We start from the raw sequence: 15,668 nt of genomic DNA on the forward strand, positions 1-15,668 counted from the left end.
TTATGCTTGCAAAGCAGTATTTAAACTTTCCTCCAATAAACGTTTAACCTCCGGGCGGCATGAGCCACAACCGGTACCTGCTCCGGTAGCCGAGCATATATCTATAAGCGCTGTATATCCTTCGGCAATTTTTTTGCGAATGTTATCTGCCCCAACATTGTTGCAGCTGCACACCAGCTTGCCTAATACCGGCTCTGCTTTATTGCCGCTGCGCAATAATTGCAAACGCTTACCACTTAACTCTGTTTTATTAGCAATAAGCTCTCTAAACTCATTAAACTCACTTTTATCGCCAATCAATATCGTGCCTACCAACCTGTCATTATGAATAATGCATTTTTTATAGTAGCGCTTGGCTTTATCAATAAATACAATTTCTTCAAAAGTATCATCCGGGCATTCAGACAGGCCGATGCTGCACAGGTCAAACCCATGTATTTTGATGATATTCATAAACAGGCTGCCTTTATAGTAGCTGGCAATATCGCCGTTCATGTAGCGCGCAACCACTTCTGCCTGTTGCTCGGCGGCTGCGGTAATACCGTAAAGCGTTCCCTCAAACTCAGCTATTTCGCCGATAGCATAAATGTTGGGGTCGCTTGTTATAAGGCGTTCGTTTACTACTACACCCCGTTTGCAATCCAACCCGCAAGCTTTAGCGAGTTCGAGGTTAGGCGTGGTACCAATTGACAGTATCATGGCATCACAATCTATTTTACGTCCGCTTTTCAGGCCTACCCCAGTCAGTTTATTTCGCCCGTAAAAAAGCTGCACTTCGTCGTCATAATAAATGTCGCAACCCTGGTCAACCATTTCCTCGTGTAATAGCTGGCTGCCTAATTCATCCAACTGTCGGTTTAAAAAGCGCGATGTTCGTTGTAAAATGGTAATGTGAATGCCTATTTCACGTAGTGAGGCAGCCATTTCCAACCCTAACAGACCGCCGCCCACAATGAGCACGTGCCCGCCTTTGGGTACGTGCTTCCTAAAATTATCGGCATCAGTGCGGTTGCGCATGGTGAATATGCCGGGGAGCAATGGAACATTTTTAGGTACCGAAGCGCGGCTGCCTGTGGCCATTAACAGCACATCATAGGTGGTTTTACATCCTCTGGAATCAATTACATATTTTTCATTCCGGTTCACCTCTTCTACACTAATCCCACGTAGTAACTGTATGTTATAAGCCGGTTCTTCTGAGTCTTTCATTTTTACCAGTTGATCCCAACTTTGCTCGCCGCTTATATAATCGGGCAACATTACACGGTTATAAAACGGGAAGTTCTCTTTACTAAAGATGGTAATCTCATCGTCCGGGTTTAGTTCGCGGTACGATTTTACAAAACCATATGATCCTGCCCCGGCACCTATTACCACAATATGCTGCTTGGGCTTGGTATATTTGGTTATGCTTACCGCACAAAATTTAAAGTCAGGCTCCTTTGATACAGGGTCAATAAGATCATTTGTAAGATTATTGGCACGGTTAAGATCGCTACCCAGTATTTTACCCCAGTGCATTGGTAAAAATATAACGCCCTGTTTTATCTCGGTAGAAATATGGACTTTAACCCGCACCTCCCCTCTGCGCGATTTAATGACAGCTATATCGCCGTCAGTCAAACCCAGCCCGTTTGCATCATTAGGATGTATTTCAACAAAAGCTTGCTTGTAATGCTGGTTAAGCTTGTTCACCTTTGCGGTTTTACTCATTGTATGCCACTGATCTCGTATACGACCGGTGGTAAGCACAAAAGGGTAATTACTATCTGTATTTTCGCTGGTGAGTTCATCTGGTACTGCATGTATGCAGGCCTTTTGTGTTGGGGTGTAAAATTGCCGGTTGATAAACAGGCGACTACTGTCTTTTACGTATCGTTTCTTTTTATACGGCCATTGCACCGAACCATGCTCTTTAATGATATCATAATTAAGCCCGCTGATATCTATGTTGGTTTTTGCCGTCAGGCGTACATGTTCGGCATAAATGTCGGCCGGTTTTTGGTAATCAAAACCGTTGAACCCCATTTTGCGAGCAAAGCGACATATAATCTCCGCATCGGGCAAAGCTTCGCCGGGAGCGTCAACGGCTTTGTGCAGGTAACTTATGCGCCTTTCAGAATTGGTCATGGTACCCTCTTTTTCTGCCCAGGCCGCGGCAGGTAGTATCACATCAGCATATTGCAGAGTTTCGGGTTTGTTGCTGATGTCCTGCACGACAACGTAATTCGCTTTTTTAAGGACCTCCTCAGCTAATCTCGCATTTGGCAAACTTGTAAGCGGATTGGTGCAGATGATCCATATGGCCTTAAGCCGACCGTCATGTAACGCTTCAAACATTTCGGTAGCCGTTAATCCCGGTTTTGGGTTTATAGCATTTCCACCCCAAAACTTCTGTACCTCTTCACGATGCACAGGGTTATTCAAATCCCGGTGTGCGGGCATCAGGTTTGATAAACCGCCAACCTCCCGGCCGCCCATTGCATTAGGCTGACCAGTGAGCGACAATGGCCCCGAACCTGGTTTGCCGATATGGCCTGTTATTAAGTTGAGATTTATAAGGCTAAGATTTTTATTTACGCCGATTGCACTCTGGTTAAGCCCCATCGTCCACATTGTAATAAAGCCCTTGGCTTCGCTGATGTAAAGTGCTGCCAAACGTATATCACTTTCTGTTACGCCGCAAATTTCAGCTGCTTCGGCAATAGTCCGTTTAAAAACAATTGCGCTGTACTGCTCAAAGCCTTCGGCATGGTTGGTTATAAAATCCAGGTCAATGTCGCCATTCTCTATCAGCACCCTGCCAATGGCATGGTTAAGCGTTACATCTGTACCCGGATTTATCTGTAAATGCAGGTCGGCCAAGGCGCAGGTATCGGTAACCCGGGGGTCAACTACGATGATCTTTACATCAGGATTAGCCGCTTTGTGCGCCTCTACCCGTCGCCATAAAATTGGATGGCACCAGGCGGGGTTAGCGCCTGTAACATAAAACAGGTCGGCCAGTTCAATATCATCATAACAAACGGGTACGCAATCCTCGCCCAATGCCATTTTATAACCTACTACAGCGCTGCTCATACACAAACGCGAGTTGGTATCAATATTATTACTGCCAATAAAACCCTTTATGAGTTTATTTATCACATAATATTCTTCGGTTAAACATTGTCCGGATGCATAAAACGCCACTGAGTCTGGTCCGTATTTATTGATGAACGTTTTAAACACGGCGGCGGTGCGGTTAAGGGCGTCATCCCACGAAACACGCTGCAGCGGCATATTTTTATTGTACCGCATTTGCGGATAAAGCAAACGATCACTTTTGTCATTAACCGTATAGTGCAGGTTCATGCCCTTGCTGCAAAGCATGCCCTTATTAACCGGGTAATCCTTATTACCTTCAACGGTAATTGAGCCGTTCCGCTCTTTATTGATAAGTACGCCACAGCCAACCCCGCAGTAGCAGCAAGTGGATGTAACACGCGTATCTTTTTTATTTTTGGACGGCATAACAGCAATTTGATTAGGCAACGGTACTGGTGAGCAATTGGCTATCGGTTTCAGGCTTTAATGCCGGTTGCTTTTGGAAGCGCGTGAGTAATACGATGACAGACGCAGCAATAACCACATAACCTATGTAGGTAAAGGCCTGCACATAGGTAATACTTTCTGCTTTAAACAGCATACCAAAGAACATGCCGCCTAAATTACCGCCGGCACCCACAATGCCACTTACCAAACCGACGTTTTTAGAGTTTATAAAAGGTACTATACCATAAGTGGCACCGTTGGACATCTTGAGAAATAGCGCAAACGTTAACATGGAGATTATGGCCAGCGTAAGTGAACCCGCCTGCGCAAATATGATAAGCCCTATACCTTCTAATAACAGCACTCCAGCCAGCAGTAATCCTTTGCCGCGCAAACCAAATCTGGCGCCTACCTTGTCGGACACGATGCCGCCCATGGCACGGGCAAAAATATTCATGAAACCGAACACGCCTGCCCAAAAACCTGCGCTGCTTTGCGGCAAGCCAAACGTATCAACAAAATGCAGTGAGGCTACATTGTCAAACGTTATCTCCATACCAAAACACATACCATAAGCAATGGTTAGCGCCCATATACGCCAGTCGGAAAGTACGCTCCAATCGGTTTTCGTATCCTTATTTTGCGTATAGCCAATTTCATCGTAGTTCCCGTTTGGGGTGTCCTTAGTGTATCTGTTATACAAAAATGCTACCGCAAGCATCATTACCCCGGGCAAAATCATTGCATAACGCCAGGCTTGCGCATCGGTATAACCAAAGCTTACAATTGCGGCAAAAATCAGTGGCATTACCATGTTGGTTATGCCACCACCCAAATTACCCCAGCCACCGGTAATGGCGTTCGCTGTACCTTTTATCTGCGGAGCAAACATCATGGATGTATGGAACTGCGTAATTACAAAGGATGCGCCGATAACCCCTATTGCCAGCCTGAACAGTAAAAACGTGGTATAATCATTAGCCAGGCCAACCAGAAATACGGGTATGGAACCTACAAGCAGTAACCTTACAGCCGTTTTACGAGGCCCCCAGGTATCACATAATTTACCAATTATAAGGCGGGCTATAATAGTAGCCGTTACAGATGCGATGATGATGTTACCTACCTGGGCTTTACTAAGGCCCAATTCGGCACGAATGGTTGGCATTAGGGGTGCCAACCCGAACCATCCAAAAAAACAAACAAAGAACATGAGCCAGGTGATATGAAAAGTGCGCATTTGCACACCTTTTATCGAGAATATGTTGATCTTATTCAGTTGGTTTTTCATTTGTGATTGTTTTGATTTGTGGTGATAATTAAATTATATGCGAAAAGATGAATGGTTATTTATTTAAAAACTCCGGCTTTATGTTTAATTGCAAATAAGCCCACATGGGTTGTAGTTCAGCAGTGCCGGGTGTAATACCCTTGGCATATTCCATACTGTGTGTTGCTGCCATATAGCTAAAGCCTAAATCGACCGCTGTGTATTTATTAAATTTGTATCCGGCAGTAAAATCCAGCTCAGTACCAAGGTTTTTATTTACCGGTTGTCCTGTTGTATCTTTTTGATCAGCGCTCAATAAAAAATAATGCCCGGCTAGCTCGGCGTAGAAATTCTTTCCGGGGGAGGTATAACGTACTTTGGCATACGGGTCACTCAAACCACCGGCAGGTGCACCGCTAACGGCATAAAAATAATCCATGTAACCCCAAAACTTGTGCGGTGTACCATACAAGGGATCGAACCGGCGATTGGTGGCTGACGACGAAAATGCATTATTGCCTGAAAGATAATCCCAGCCCAACGTATAATTTAGAGTTTCCGGCCGATAACTTATTGAAGCCGTGTACATCCATGCAGAGAGAGCAACGCCATCCCTGTCACGTCCGCCCTGGTAATAAACGCCGGCGGTACCAGCCCATTGATCTTTTAGTCTAAACACTGGTGCAGCCAGCAAACCGGTAGTTATGCGGGTGTGTGCACCAGGTTGATTAAAGCGTTTGCCATAAATGTAGCCCATATCTTCGCCGGCAACATTTTTTACAGAGTCGGTTATATATTTACCAAATTGATCGGCCAGGAAAACACCTGATATTTTGGTTTTACTGATTTTTTTGGCAACGTGAAAATATTGTAGTGATTTATAGTTTTGACTGGCTGCGTTGCTGTTGGGCGGATTAGCATATACCGGATTGCCGTTTTTAGCACTTACCCCTGCAGCATTAACCAATGGGATAAATCCCGCAGGTGTGTTGGCCAGATTTCCGCGGCTATCTTTAACCGTTGCTGGTACGTTGGCGGGTGTATAAAAAGTGCCGTTATAATTGATAGCATCACTATGCTGATTGAAAGCCAAACCCAGATCAGCCTGCCAACCCTTGTCCAGTAGCCTAAAAACCAGCGCATCGTGCCTCCGGCCCTGTTGCATCCAATCCAGATTACCCAACAACCTTTCATCATCATAAACCAATTCCTGCCGCCCTATTTTGATGGTGAGATAATCAACGATAGATGTTTTGAAAGAAGTATCGTTTTTGTTAGCGATTATTAGTTCGGCCCAAGCCTCATGCATACTAAGTTTATTGCCGTCGGCGGCAGAAATCGTTGAAGCATCCTGCCCCCAAAGCCTTACATCCTGCACGGATGTTTGAAATATGAGCTTATTCCATTTATAATTTAATGCAAGCCGCGTTCGTTGAGATATGAATGCCGCCGTTTTGTTGCCTTTGGTTTTCAGCGTACCGTAACCATCCCTTATTTCGGTGCGCGGCCTTAATTGCCCCGTGAATGTAAGCTGTGCTTTGGTATCAAATACCGAAAAGCAAAAATAAGCCGACAAAAAAAATGCAAAGACATGGCTGTTAAATGCAAATTTGTACATTTGGTATGGTTTTTTATTTGTTAAAGCAATAAGAACTATCTAACCCTGGCCGGGAATGCGACCTCCCGACAGGGCTTTTTTATTTACATAATTCTTTGTTTTTACCATAGGCAAGTGCTTTTGGGCTTTACCAGGTTAATTACATTATACCGATGTACACCCGCCCTTCGTCAACTTTAACCGGGTAGGTTTTTATATTACACTCATCGCCGGTTAAACACGCGCCGGTGAGCAATGAGAATGTTTTTTTGTGAAAGGGGCATGCCACTTTTGGCTCACAAGTCTCGCCGCTACTGCCTATCATGCCGCGTGATAACGCCATTTGCTGTTTATGCGGGCAAAGGTTTTGTGTTGCATACCACTCTCCCCTACGCTTAAAGTTATAAATAGCTATTTGCTCATCACCATGCTTTATACAAGCGCCGCCGTTCTCGGGCACATCGTCGGCATAACATGCCAGTATCCATTGTAATGCTATTGTAGTTTCCATGTGTGTATCTTCTTTTTTAATTTATAGATGATTACCAGTTTGCCTTTACCTGTCCGCGCATAGTTTCAAACTTCACGCTTGGATCTTTTTCATCAACATTTATAAAATGATTGAACCGTTTACGCAATTGCGGATTCTCAACAACTTCCTTCCACTCGCAATGGTAGGTATTAACCAGGCCCTGCATCTCATCTTCCAGTAAAGCGCCTATGCCTAAACTATCGTTAACTACCACGTTTTTAAGATAAGCTATGCCGCCTTCCATTTTATTTAACCATGTGGCCGTGCGGGTAAGCGGATCGGCCGTTTTTATGTAAAACATCAGAAATCTGTCTAAGTATTTTATGCAGGTTTCTTTATCCACATCGGCTGCTATCAGCTGTGCATGCTGAGGTTTGGAGCCGCCGTTGCCACATACATACACGTTCCAGCCTTTTTCAGTCGCGATAATGCCAAAGTCTTTAGCCTGGGCTTCGGCGCATTCGCGTATACAGCCGCTTACACCACCCTTAAGTTTATGCGGAGAGCGTATACCCTTGTACCGATCCTCTACCTCAATTGCAAACGAAACGCTGTCATGCAGGCCGAAGCGGCACCATGTGCTCCCAACGCAGCTTTTAACGGTACGAAGCGCCTTGCCATATGCGTGTCCGCTTTCAAAACCGGCTACTATGAGTTCTTCCCATATCAAAGGCAAATCTCCTACATGCGCGCCAAAAAGATCGATGCGTTGCCCCCCTGTTATTTTGGTATATAAGCCATATTTCTTTGCAACCTGCCCAATTACGATCAGCTTATCGGGCGTTATTTCTCCGCCTGGAATGCGGGGTACTACAGAGTATGTTCCGCCTTTTTGTATGTTGGCTAAAAAGCGGTCGTTGCTATCCTGTATAGTATCTTGTTTCACTATAACATCGTTCCAAAGGCTGGAGAGGATGCCTGCCACCACAGGTTTGCAAACCTCACAACCGTCGCCCTTACCAAAATGGTCAAGCACAAGGTCATAATTCTTTACCTTATCCATTTTAACAAGGTCAAACAGTTCCTGCCGGGAGTAATCGAAATGTTCGCAGATAACGTTTTTTACATACTGCCCGTTTGCCTTCATGGTACCGGCAATCAGGTCCTTCACCAGCGGTACGCAGCCACCACAGCCTGTACCGGCTTTAGTGCATTTTTTCATCCCGGCAATATCTGTTACGCCGTCGTTGCAAACAGCTGAATATATATCGCCCTTGGTAACAGCCTCGCACGAGCAAATAAGCGCTTCATCGGGCAAACTCATTACACCTGCACCGGCATTAGATTCGCCAGCGCCACGTGTACCTAATATCATATCTTCCGGATCGGGCGGCAAAACAATCTTGTTGTTCACCGTTTGCAGCAACATGTTATAGGCCGATGCATCTCCAATTAATATACCACCCAGCAGTTGCTTACCATCACTGCTGATATTTATGCGTTTATAAACTCCTTTATGCGAATCTTCGAAAACCACTGTGCGGCAATCAGGCTCTGTTATAAAAGCATCGCCAAAGCTGGCTACATCAACCCCTATAAGTTTAAGTTTGGTGCTCATATCAAAACCGTTAAAGGTTTTGCCGGTGTTCAATATCTTTGACACAGCTACCTCGGCCATATCGTAACCCGGCGCTACCAGGCCATATATCATTCCGTTATATAAAGCACATTCACCGATAGCGTATATCGCGGGGTCGCTGGTTTGCATACACTCGTTAACCGTTATACCGCCGCGTATACCTGTTTCTAAACCGGATAGCTTGGCCAGCTCATCGCGCGGGCGAATACCGGCAGATATTATCAGCATATCGGTAAAAAGCTCTGTGTTGTCGTTAAACTTTAATGAACTTACCGCCCCCTCGCCCTCAATAACCGAGGTGGATTTATTTAGATGAATATTTACGTTTAGCTGCTTAAGTTTTGATTGCAGCATGTTACTACCTGCATCATCAATTTGCCGCGGCATCAGGCGGGGCGCAAATTCAACTACATGGGTTTCCTGTATACCCAGGTCAATAAGCGCCTTGGCTGCTTCCAAGCCGAGCAAGCCGCCACCTATTACTGTGCCCGAACGTGATTTTGATGCGTATGCCTTAATTAATTCCAGGTCCTCAATAGTCCGGTATACGAATACGCCATCTTTTTCAATGCCGGGGATATCGGGCACAAATGGTGCTGAGCCTGTAGCCAGCACTAAATAATCGTAATTTAATGTTAAGCCCTTAAGTGAATGAACCGTTTTATTCTCCCGGTCTATTTCATTCACCGGATCACCAAGATGAAGCGTTATGTTGTTTTGTTCATACCATGAATGGGACGACATGTATAAGTCATCGGCCGTTTTACCATTAAAGTATTCACTCAGATGCACCCTGTCGTAGGCATGCCTTGGCTCCTCGCCAAAAACAATGAGATTGAAGTTACTGGTTTTAGATACAAGTTTTTCGCAAAACTTGTATCCTACCATGCCATTGCCAATCACGATGATGGTTGATTGCAACATAAAAAAGTTTTTAAGTGTGTTAAAGCCTGTTTAAACGAGAAAACATTTTTAAAAGCGACCTAAAAATGATTTCTTGTTAACAATTATAGGTATTTACTATTTTAAATCATAATTAAAGCAATAAAAATTTGTTAAAATTTATAATAATTATGATTTTAGTAATTAATTATAAAAAAAAATGAAGATCATTTTTAATATTTTAAATCATGATGAAATACTGTGTTTATTTTCTATCTAAATAATCTCAATTACATCATTTATATGTTTATAAAAACGTAATAAAATCTAATTTATTTAAAAAAAACCCAATTTAGATGAAAAACAACCAACATAAGAGGCCAAACCTGTACATAGTGGGTGCCGGACCCGGCGATCCGGACCTGATTACTGTAAAAGCATACAATATTTTAAAGGAAGCCAAGGTGATATTGTATGATAACCTTGCCAATAAACAGCTATTGGACATAGCTCCCGCAAGTTGCGAGAAGCTTTATGTAGGAAAGCAGCCCTACGGATCGTACACGCCACAGGAAACCATTTATGAATTAATAAAACAACTGGCATTTAAAACGGGCAGCGTAGTACGTTTGAAAGGTGGCGATCCTTTTATTTTCGGAAGGGGTTTCGAGGAAATGCAATTCGCCAGGGAAAATGGCATCGAAGCTTTTTACATACCCGGCATAACAAGTATGCAAGCGTCAGGCTTTGAAGATATACCACTTACTCACCGTACCATAAGCGAGGGTGTTTGGATGATAACCGGCACCAAAAAGGATGGAACCCTATCGGCCGACCTGCGACTGGCAATGCAAAGCAACGCAACTGTAGCCATATATATGGGTATGAAACAGGCAAATACCATTGCTGATACTTATATAAAGGAGGGCCGTGGTGATACACCGGTTGCTATTATACAACACGCTTCACTCCCGCACCGGCAAAAGGCAGTAGGATTAATAGCAGATCTGCCCATGTTGATTGATCAGCATAAACTTACCTATCCGGCTATGATAATAATAGGGAAAGTAGTAACACTTGCCGAGCAGGCGGCCATTTAAATATAGTAAATTATGAAAATACGCATTAAAGGAAATTCTATACGATACCGCCTTACACGCTCTGAGGTTGAACGCTTTTGCAGCCGCGGATATATTGAAGAGGTAGTAGATTTTGGCCAACGTCAACTTATTTACGCATTACAGCAAACGCCAGCCGCAGGTTTAAGTACAACGTTTGATGGTAATAAGATAGTGATCCATATGTCGGCACAGATGGCAGCGGAATGGATTAATACGGAGCGTGTGGGTTTTGAGGACAGGAATCCATCGATGTACCTACTCGTTGAAAAAGATTTTGTGTGCATTGATAATTCAATAGAAGATCAAAGCGATAATTACCCCAATCCTTTGATGCAAACCATAGAAAAGTGATCGTAAACGCTTTTGTTATCTATATAATAAATAATAGCAAAAACAAAAAAGGCACACCGAAACCGGCATGCCTTGACATTAACTGACCATTGAGTCAGGCGCATCGCGCGCCTGTTAGTAAAACAAATATCTCTAAAATTACCTGTTAGCAAGTTGAGACGGATCGCCAATTAATAAGATTACCGCCATGGAAATGGTTAAACAAACTGCAACAATAATTGCCACATCAAGTCCTTTCATTTCGTTGTTCATTACACGGAATCCAAACCGGTTAAGTGTAGTTGTTAAATTTTTCATTTGTTTGGTGTTATTAAGTTTATAATTGTTTTGCTAAGCAGTAAGCCGCAACCAGGCGGGCGTAACAAACACATACTCCCTATTAAAGAAGTATTAGAATAAACGATCAAATAGTTTAAACAGGGAAACGCCAAAATTTCAAAGTCAGGCGCTTATTAAATTGAGAACACGGATAGTTTTAAAACTATTGCCCGTAGTGTTTCAGCAAAGCCATGTTATTAGGGAACTGGCCATTGTTGCTAAAGATGTTTTTGATAGCGATTTGCGTCACCGGTTTTATAATATAATCCTTAACAAAAGTATAGGCTTTTGAGCGGTTGATATCATCCGGATCAATTGATGAAGAGATTACATAAATCTCAATATGTTTGATCAGCTTTTGGCTCAGTTTTTTAAATCGCTCTAAAAAATCAAAGCCGCTTAACGATGCCATGTTGATGTCCAGAAAGATCATATCAGGCAGCGCTTTAGCGTTTTCGCTATTTCGTTTTAAAAACTCAAGCGCGTTGGCGCCGTCGTAGCTGTGCATGGTATGCGATGATGCATTCGGCACATAAATATCCAGCATCTTATCGTAAATAAGATGCTGGATAGGTTCGTCGTCAATAATAAGTAAGTTCATAACGTTATTATTTTTGATTGATTTATTATTCAAATTGGTTTTTGATCTCGTAGCCAAGTTCCTTAAGTATCCGTTCTTTTTTGAAAAGCGTTACATCTGATTGCACCATGTCGCTCACCAGCATATCAAGGGTATATTCAATCTTCCAGCCTAATTTTTCTTTTGCTTTGGTAGGATCGCCTATCAACAGTTCAACCTCTGTCGGGCGAAAATACGCCGGATCAACCGCTACTACTTCTTTGCCTACCTCAACCAGGTAATCAATATTATTGCAGGCAACAACGTAACCGCGCTCGTTGACACCTTCGCCCTTAAACACTATCTCGATTCCCAGCTCCGCAAAGGCCATTTTAATAAAATCGCGCACGGTTGTAGTTATGCCGGTTGCAATTACAAAGTCTTCTGGCTTATCCTGCTGAAGTATGCGCCACATAGCCTCAACATAATCTTTAGCATGGCCCCAGTCGCGGCGGGCGTCAAGATTACCCAGGTATAATTTGTTTTGAAGACCTAAAGCTATTTTAGCAACACCGCGGGTAATTTTCCGGGTAACAAATGTTTCGCCGCGCAGCGGGCTTTCATGGTTAAACAAAATGCCGTTGCAAGCAAACATGTCATAAGCTTCGCGATAGTTTACCGTTATCCAGTAGGCGTACAGTTTAGCTACCGCGTAAGGCGAACGCGGGTAAAAAGGTGTAGTTTCTGATTGGGGAACGGCCTGCACCAAACCGTAAAGTTCAGATGTAGAGGCCTGGTAAATCCTGGTTTTTTTATTCAGGCCAAGTATGCGAATGGCTTCCAGCAAACGCAATGTACCTATGCCGTCGGCATTAGCAGTATACTCCGGCGTGTCAAAGCTCACTTTAACATGGCTCATGGCACCCAGGTTGTAAATTTCATCGGGCTGAACTTGCTGAATAATGCGGATCAGGTTGGTAGAATCGCTCAGATCACCGTAGTGCATAATAAAGTTACGGTTTTCATCATGCGGATCTTGATACAAATGGTCAATACGCTCGGTATTAAACAAAGAGCTACGTCTTTTTATACCATGAACTTCATAGTTTTTTGACAATAATAATTCAGCAAGGTATGCACCGTCTTGCCCGGTGATACCCGTGATAAGGGCCTTTTTTTTCATAAAATGTAAAGTAATATTTATAGAGGAATAAGCATTATTAAATCATAGCTAATTGGTAGCTAATAGATTAAGTGCCTGTAATTAAATAGAAGTTGAATCTTAAAAAAAGAAAGAGAGAAACCGGTTAAGCAGCCTCTATATGCAAAATTGCTTTAGGACGAGTAAAAGTAACATCAGGCAAGCTATAGAGGTAATTTGATGATTCATATTCATAAACCTTAACATCGGTAAGGTGAACCTCCATGTTATTGTTTACCTCATTTAATGTATTAACTATGCCAAAAAAAGTAAGGTTCCGCTCTAAGTCGGTTAAATAAACTTTTGTTAACTGAGCTTGATCCATTGCTATTGGCATAAACAGGAGTGATAATACATCCCGTTGTACGGATAAAGCTATGAAATGTTATTAGTGTTATGAAATAATAAGTTAACCAGGTTAGAATTATGTTACTTCAAAATATTAAATATTATTCTCCAGCTCCAAATATTCAATATGCCTTTCGGTTACTTGAGCCGGTTTAAAATTATGATTACCAATTAACCGCATTACTTTCGTCAGGATATTGTTTTTATCCAGGTGCGTTTCCGCATAGCTGCGGCCGTTCATCTTCTCGGCAGTGTTATCAATGGTACAACAGCGCAAAATGGCTTCCTCTAAGGATTGCAGGTTTTCTGATGGGATCACCACGCCCATTCTGTTATCATTGATGATCTCGAACAGGTTAGTACCCGGCTCAGCGGTAATCAAAGCAAGGCCGCCAACAGCTAATATGGTCGTAAGTTTTGATGGCATAACCAGATCGCTTGCATTCTTTTTCTGCAATACCAGATGCACATCAGCCATATTTAAAAAGTTGTTAAACAGATGCGGTTCCTGTAATGGTAAAAAGTGCACATTGCTAAGCCTTTGCTCTTTGGCGCTTAGCATCAGTTTCTCCTTATAAGGGCCGGTACCACAAATCACAAACTTGATAAAGCTTGATGATTGAAGATGTCTTGCAACACTTAAAATACTATCCAAACCCTGTTTTTCGCCAATGCTGCCTGAATAAAGCACTATTTTATCATCCTCATGAAAACCCCACAGTTTTTTCAGTTCAGCGCTATCATACAACGGACAATAGGCATTGGTATCAACCCAGTTCGGAAAAAACAAAACCTCTTTATCTGCCTTTTTTGATACTTTTTTAAGCATACCGCTTGATATGGTGCTTACAAAATCAACCCTCTGCAATATCTGCCTTTCCATACCAAATAGTACTTTAAAGGCTTTGTCAGATTTCAGCATCTGCAGCTCACGTGCCGCTTCAATTTGCAAATCCTGAATATGGTATAGAATTTTTCCACCTTTAAAAAAGCGGTAAATCAAGCCCAGGAAACCGATGTGAAATGGTGGTGCCACGCAAAAAATATAATCCTTTTTTGGCTTAAACAGCAAATATATTACCATAAGCAACGCCGAGCAGAAAAAGGTGAACTCATGGATCAGCCTTTTCATGCCGCTTGGCTGCGCAGGCACATACATAGGGCAACGGTAAATGTTAAGCCGGCCGTTCTTCAGTGTTTCGCGGGTGTGGAAATTGTTTTTATAAGGTTTTTGTATTTGCCAGTAAGGATAATACGGAAAACTCGTGACCACATTACACTGAAAATTATTTTCAACCAGCCAGTCAACCATTTCGCCGGTATACTTACCTATCCCGGTAAGTTCAGGCGAAAAGTTAATGCCGATTAGCAAAATACTTTTTAACGGAGCGTTTAAATTGCTCTGTTCACGCTCAGGTACATCTTTAGCCATAATGTTGGTTTAATTTACGCACCCCGGGGAGGGCACTAATAGTTAAAATAGAATATTTATTCGGATGCCTGCAACACCAGTGCTGCAGCTTCGGTATCGTTATGAGCAGGTGCGTCAACGTTTTGCGTTTTCACCTTGTTATTTGTCATGATCTCTCTCATTTTAATAATGATCATGTATTCATAGTAAGATATATTGATGCAATAGGTAAGCCCTTGTATTCCTTCGGTAAAACCGAGTGCAAAAATATATGCATGTATAAACCGCAACAACGGCCAGCCTGGCACACGGCTCAACCACGATTTTAAGGCCGGATTACGCGTACTGCCATGCTTACTGAAAATGTTTTTAAACGGTGGGCGATGTTTTAACCTGGCTTCAGCCTCGAGCGTTGAGTAGCGATTATGCCGTTCTATCCAATGCGACCAGCCTTTTGAAAAACCATAGTGCAGGTACGGTTCTCTCAGATACTCAGCCTTTCCTAATACCTGATCTTCCTTTTGCCCGTGGCCAAAATCGGTATATGTAACTCTACCCTTACGTAACAAGCGTAACTGCCACTTCGGAAAGTTATCGCAACGCTTTAGCCAGCGCCCTTCCAACATCATTTTCCAGCAGCAATAATAACCTGCTATATTTTCATCAGCTTCGGCAGTTGTTTTTAAGACAGCTGCTGCAAATTCCGGAGTTGCCACTTCGTCCGCATCCAGAAACAGGATCCAGTTATATTTTAAGCTGATATTTTGCAGGGCAAAATTGCGTTGCTTGCCAAAGCTTTCAAATGCGTTGGTTGCTACAGAAGCGCCATATTGATAAGCGATTTCAACTGTACGATCCGTACTCAACGAGTCGAGCACGTGCACATCGTCTGTCCATTGCAATGATTGTAAGCAGATGGGCAGATCAGCTTCTTCATTTTTGGTAAGTATAATTACGGAAATCAT

Annotated in this window: 13 protein-coding genes; 2 read left to right on the forward strand and 11 right to left on the reverse strand. The window is 42.9% G+C overall.

Annotated elements, in window-relative coordinates; translation table 11 throughout:
* From ABD960_RS08865 to nirB, 5 genes are all read right to left on the reverse strand, one after another.
* Entirely contained in the window at positions 1–3,513 is a 3,513-nt protein-coding gene (locus ABD960_RS08865; RefSeq protein ID WP_345330724.1) for a molybdopterin-dependent oxidoreductase, read from the reverse strand.
* Positions 3,514–3,526: 13 nt separating this feature from the next.
* On the reverse strand, positions 3,527–4,825 hold the full coding sequence (locus ABD960_RS08870) for an MFS transporter (protein ID WP_345330727.1): 1,299 nt from the start codon (positions 4,823–4,825) through the stop codon (positions 3,527–3,529).
* 55 nt (positions 4,826–4,880) lie between these two features.
* Positions 4,881–6,422, reverse strand: a complete 1,542-nt coding sequence (locus ABD960_RS08875; RefSeq protein ID WP_345330729.1) for an alginate export family protein — start codon at positions 6,420–6,422, stop codon at positions 4,881–4,883.
* Positions 6,423–6,561: 139 nt separating this feature from the next.
* On the reverse strand, positions 6,562–6,912 hold the full coding sequence (gene nirD / locus ABD960_RS08880) for a nitrite reductase small subunit NirD (protein WP_345330731.1): 351 nt from the start codon (positions 6,910–6,912) through the stop codon (positions 6,562–6,564).
* A gap of 31 nt (positions 6,913–6,943) precedes the next feature.
* A complete protein-coding gene (nirB, locus tag ABD960_RS08885; protein ID WP_345330733.1) occupies positions 6,944–9,436 on the reverse strand; it encodes a nitrite reductase large subunit NirB in 2,493 nt (830 codons plus the stop codon).
* A 314-nt stretch (positions 9,437–9,750) separates the two neighbouring features.
* Here nirB and cobA point away from each other — a divergent pair, with 314 nt between their 5' ends.
* Together cobA and ABD960_RS08895 are read left to right on the forward strand one after the other, a co-directional pair.
* Positions 9,751–10,494, forward strand: coding sequence for a uroporphyrinogen-III C-methyltransferase (gene cobA, locus ABD960_RS08890; RefSeq protein WP_345330735.1), 744 nt, complete (start codon positions 9,751–9,753; stop codon positions 10,492–10,494).
* Between the two features lie 12 nt (positions 10,495–10,506).
* The gene (locus ABD960_RS08895; protein WP_345330737.1) at positions 10,507–10,866 is read left to right on the forward strand and encodes a DUF7009 family protein; all 360 of its coding nucleotides are present in this window, start codon (positions 10,507–10,509) and stop codon (positions 10,864–10,866) included.
* Between the two features lie 138 nt (positions 10,867–11,004).
* Here the strand turns inward: ABD960_RS08895 and ABD960_RS08900 are convergent, their stop codons facing one another.
* The 6 genes from ABD960_RS08900 to ABD960_RS08925 form a co-directional block, all read right to left on the reverse strand.
* Positions 11,005–11,163 (reverse strand): hypothetical protein, encoded by a 159-nt coding sequence (locus tag ABD960_RS08900; protein ID WP_345330739.1) that lies wholly within the window; start codon positions 11,161–11,163, stop codon positions 11,005–11,007.
* Positions 11,164–11,347: 184 nt separating this feature from the next.
* Complete coding sequence (locus ABD960_RS08905) at positions 11,348–11,785, reverse strand: response regulator (RefSeq protein ID WP_345330741.1); 438 nt, start codon at positions 11,783–11,785, stop codon at positions 11,348–11,350.
* A gap of 25 nt (positions 11,786–11,810) precedes the next feature.
* A complete protein-coding gene (gene gmd / locus ABD960_RS08910) occupies positions 11,811–12,926 on the reverse strand; it encodes a GDP-mannose 4,6-dehydratase (RefSeq protein ID WP_345330743.1) in 1,116 nt (371 codons plus the stop codon).
* A gap of 124 nt (positions 12,927–13,050) precedes the next feature.
* Positions 13,051–13,269, reverse strand: coding sequence for a hypothetical protein (locus ABD960_RS08915; protein ID WP_345330745.1), 219 nt, complete (start codon positions 13,267–13,269; stop codon positions 13,051–13,053).
* 117 nt (positions 13,270–13,386) lie between these two features.
* The gene (locus tag ABD960_RS08920) at positions 13,387–14,724 is read right to left on the reverse strand and encodes a WcaI family glycosyltransferase (protein WP_345330747.1); all 1,338 of its coding nucleotides are present in this window, start codon (positions 14,722–14,724) and stop codon (positions 13,387–13,389) included.
* A 56-nt stretch (positions 14,725–14,780) separates the two neighbouring features.
* On the reverse strand, positions 14,781–15,668 hold the full coding sequence (locus ABD960_RS08925; protein ID WP_345330749.1) for a glycosyltransferase family 2 protein: 888 nt from the start codon (positions 15,666–15,668) through the stop codon (positions 14,781–14,783).

It is taken from the genome of Mucilaginibacter defluvii (genome assembly GCF_039543225.1).
Taxonomy (GTDB): domain Bacteria; phylum Bacteroidota; class Bacteroidia; order Sphingobacteriales; family Sphingobacteriaceae; genus Mucilaginibacter; species Mucilaginibacter defluvii.

Excerpts from the sequence above, each read along its gene's own strand:
- ABD960_RS08865 (WP_345330724.1), bottom strand. The coding sequence starts at position 3,513 with ATGCCGTCCAAAAATAAAAAAGATACGCGTGTTACATCCACTTGCTGC.
- ABD960_RS08870 (WP_345330727.1), bottom strand. The coding sequence starts at position 4,825 with ATGAAAAACCAACTGAATAAGATCAACATATTCTCGATAAAAGGTGTG.
- ABD960_RS08875 (WP_345330729.1), bottom strand. The coding sequence starts at position 6,422 with ATGTACAAATTTGCATTTAACAGCCATGTCTTTGCATTTTTTTTGTCG.
- nirD (WP_345330731.1), bottom strand. The coding sequence starts at position 6,912 with ATGGAAACTACAATAGCATTACAATGGATACTGGCATGTTATGCCGAC.
- nirB (WP_345330733.1), bottom strand. The coding sequence starts at position 9,436 with ATGTTGCAATCAACCATCATCGTGATTGGCAATGGCATGGTAGGATAC.
- cobA (WP_345330735.1), top strand. The coding sequence starts at position 9,751 with ATGAAAAACAACCAACATAAGAGGCCAAACCTGTACATAGTGGGTGCC.
- ABD960_RS08895 (WP_345330737.1), top strand. The coding sequence starts at position 10,507 with ATGAAAATACGCATTAAAGGAAATTCTATACGATACCGCCTTACACGC.
- ABD960_RS08900 (WP_345330739.1), bottom strand. The coding sequence starts at position 11,163 with ATGAAAAATTTAACAACTACACTTAACCGGTTTGGATTCCGTGTAATG.
- ABD960_RS08905 (WP_345330741.1), bottom strand. The coding sequence starts at position 11,785 with ATGAACTTACTTATTATTGACGACGAACCTATCCAGCATCTTATTTAC.
- gmd (WP_345330743.1), bottom strand. The coding sequence starts at position 12,926 with ATGAAAAAAAAGGCCCTTATCACGGGTATCACCGGGCAAGACGGTGCA.
- ABD960_RS08915 (WP_345330745.1), bottom strand. The coding sequence starts at position 13,269 with ATGGATCAAGCTCAGTTAACAAAAGTTTATTTAACCGACTTAGAGCGG.
- ABD960_RS08920 (WP_345330747.1), bottom strand. The coding sequence starts at position 14,724 with ATGGCTAAAGATGTACCTGAGCGTGAACAGAGCAATTTAAACGCTCCG.
- ABD960_RS08925 (WP_345330749.1), bottom strand. The coding sequence starts at position 15,668 with ATGATTTCCGTAATTATACTTACCAAAAATGAAGAAGCTGATCTGCCC.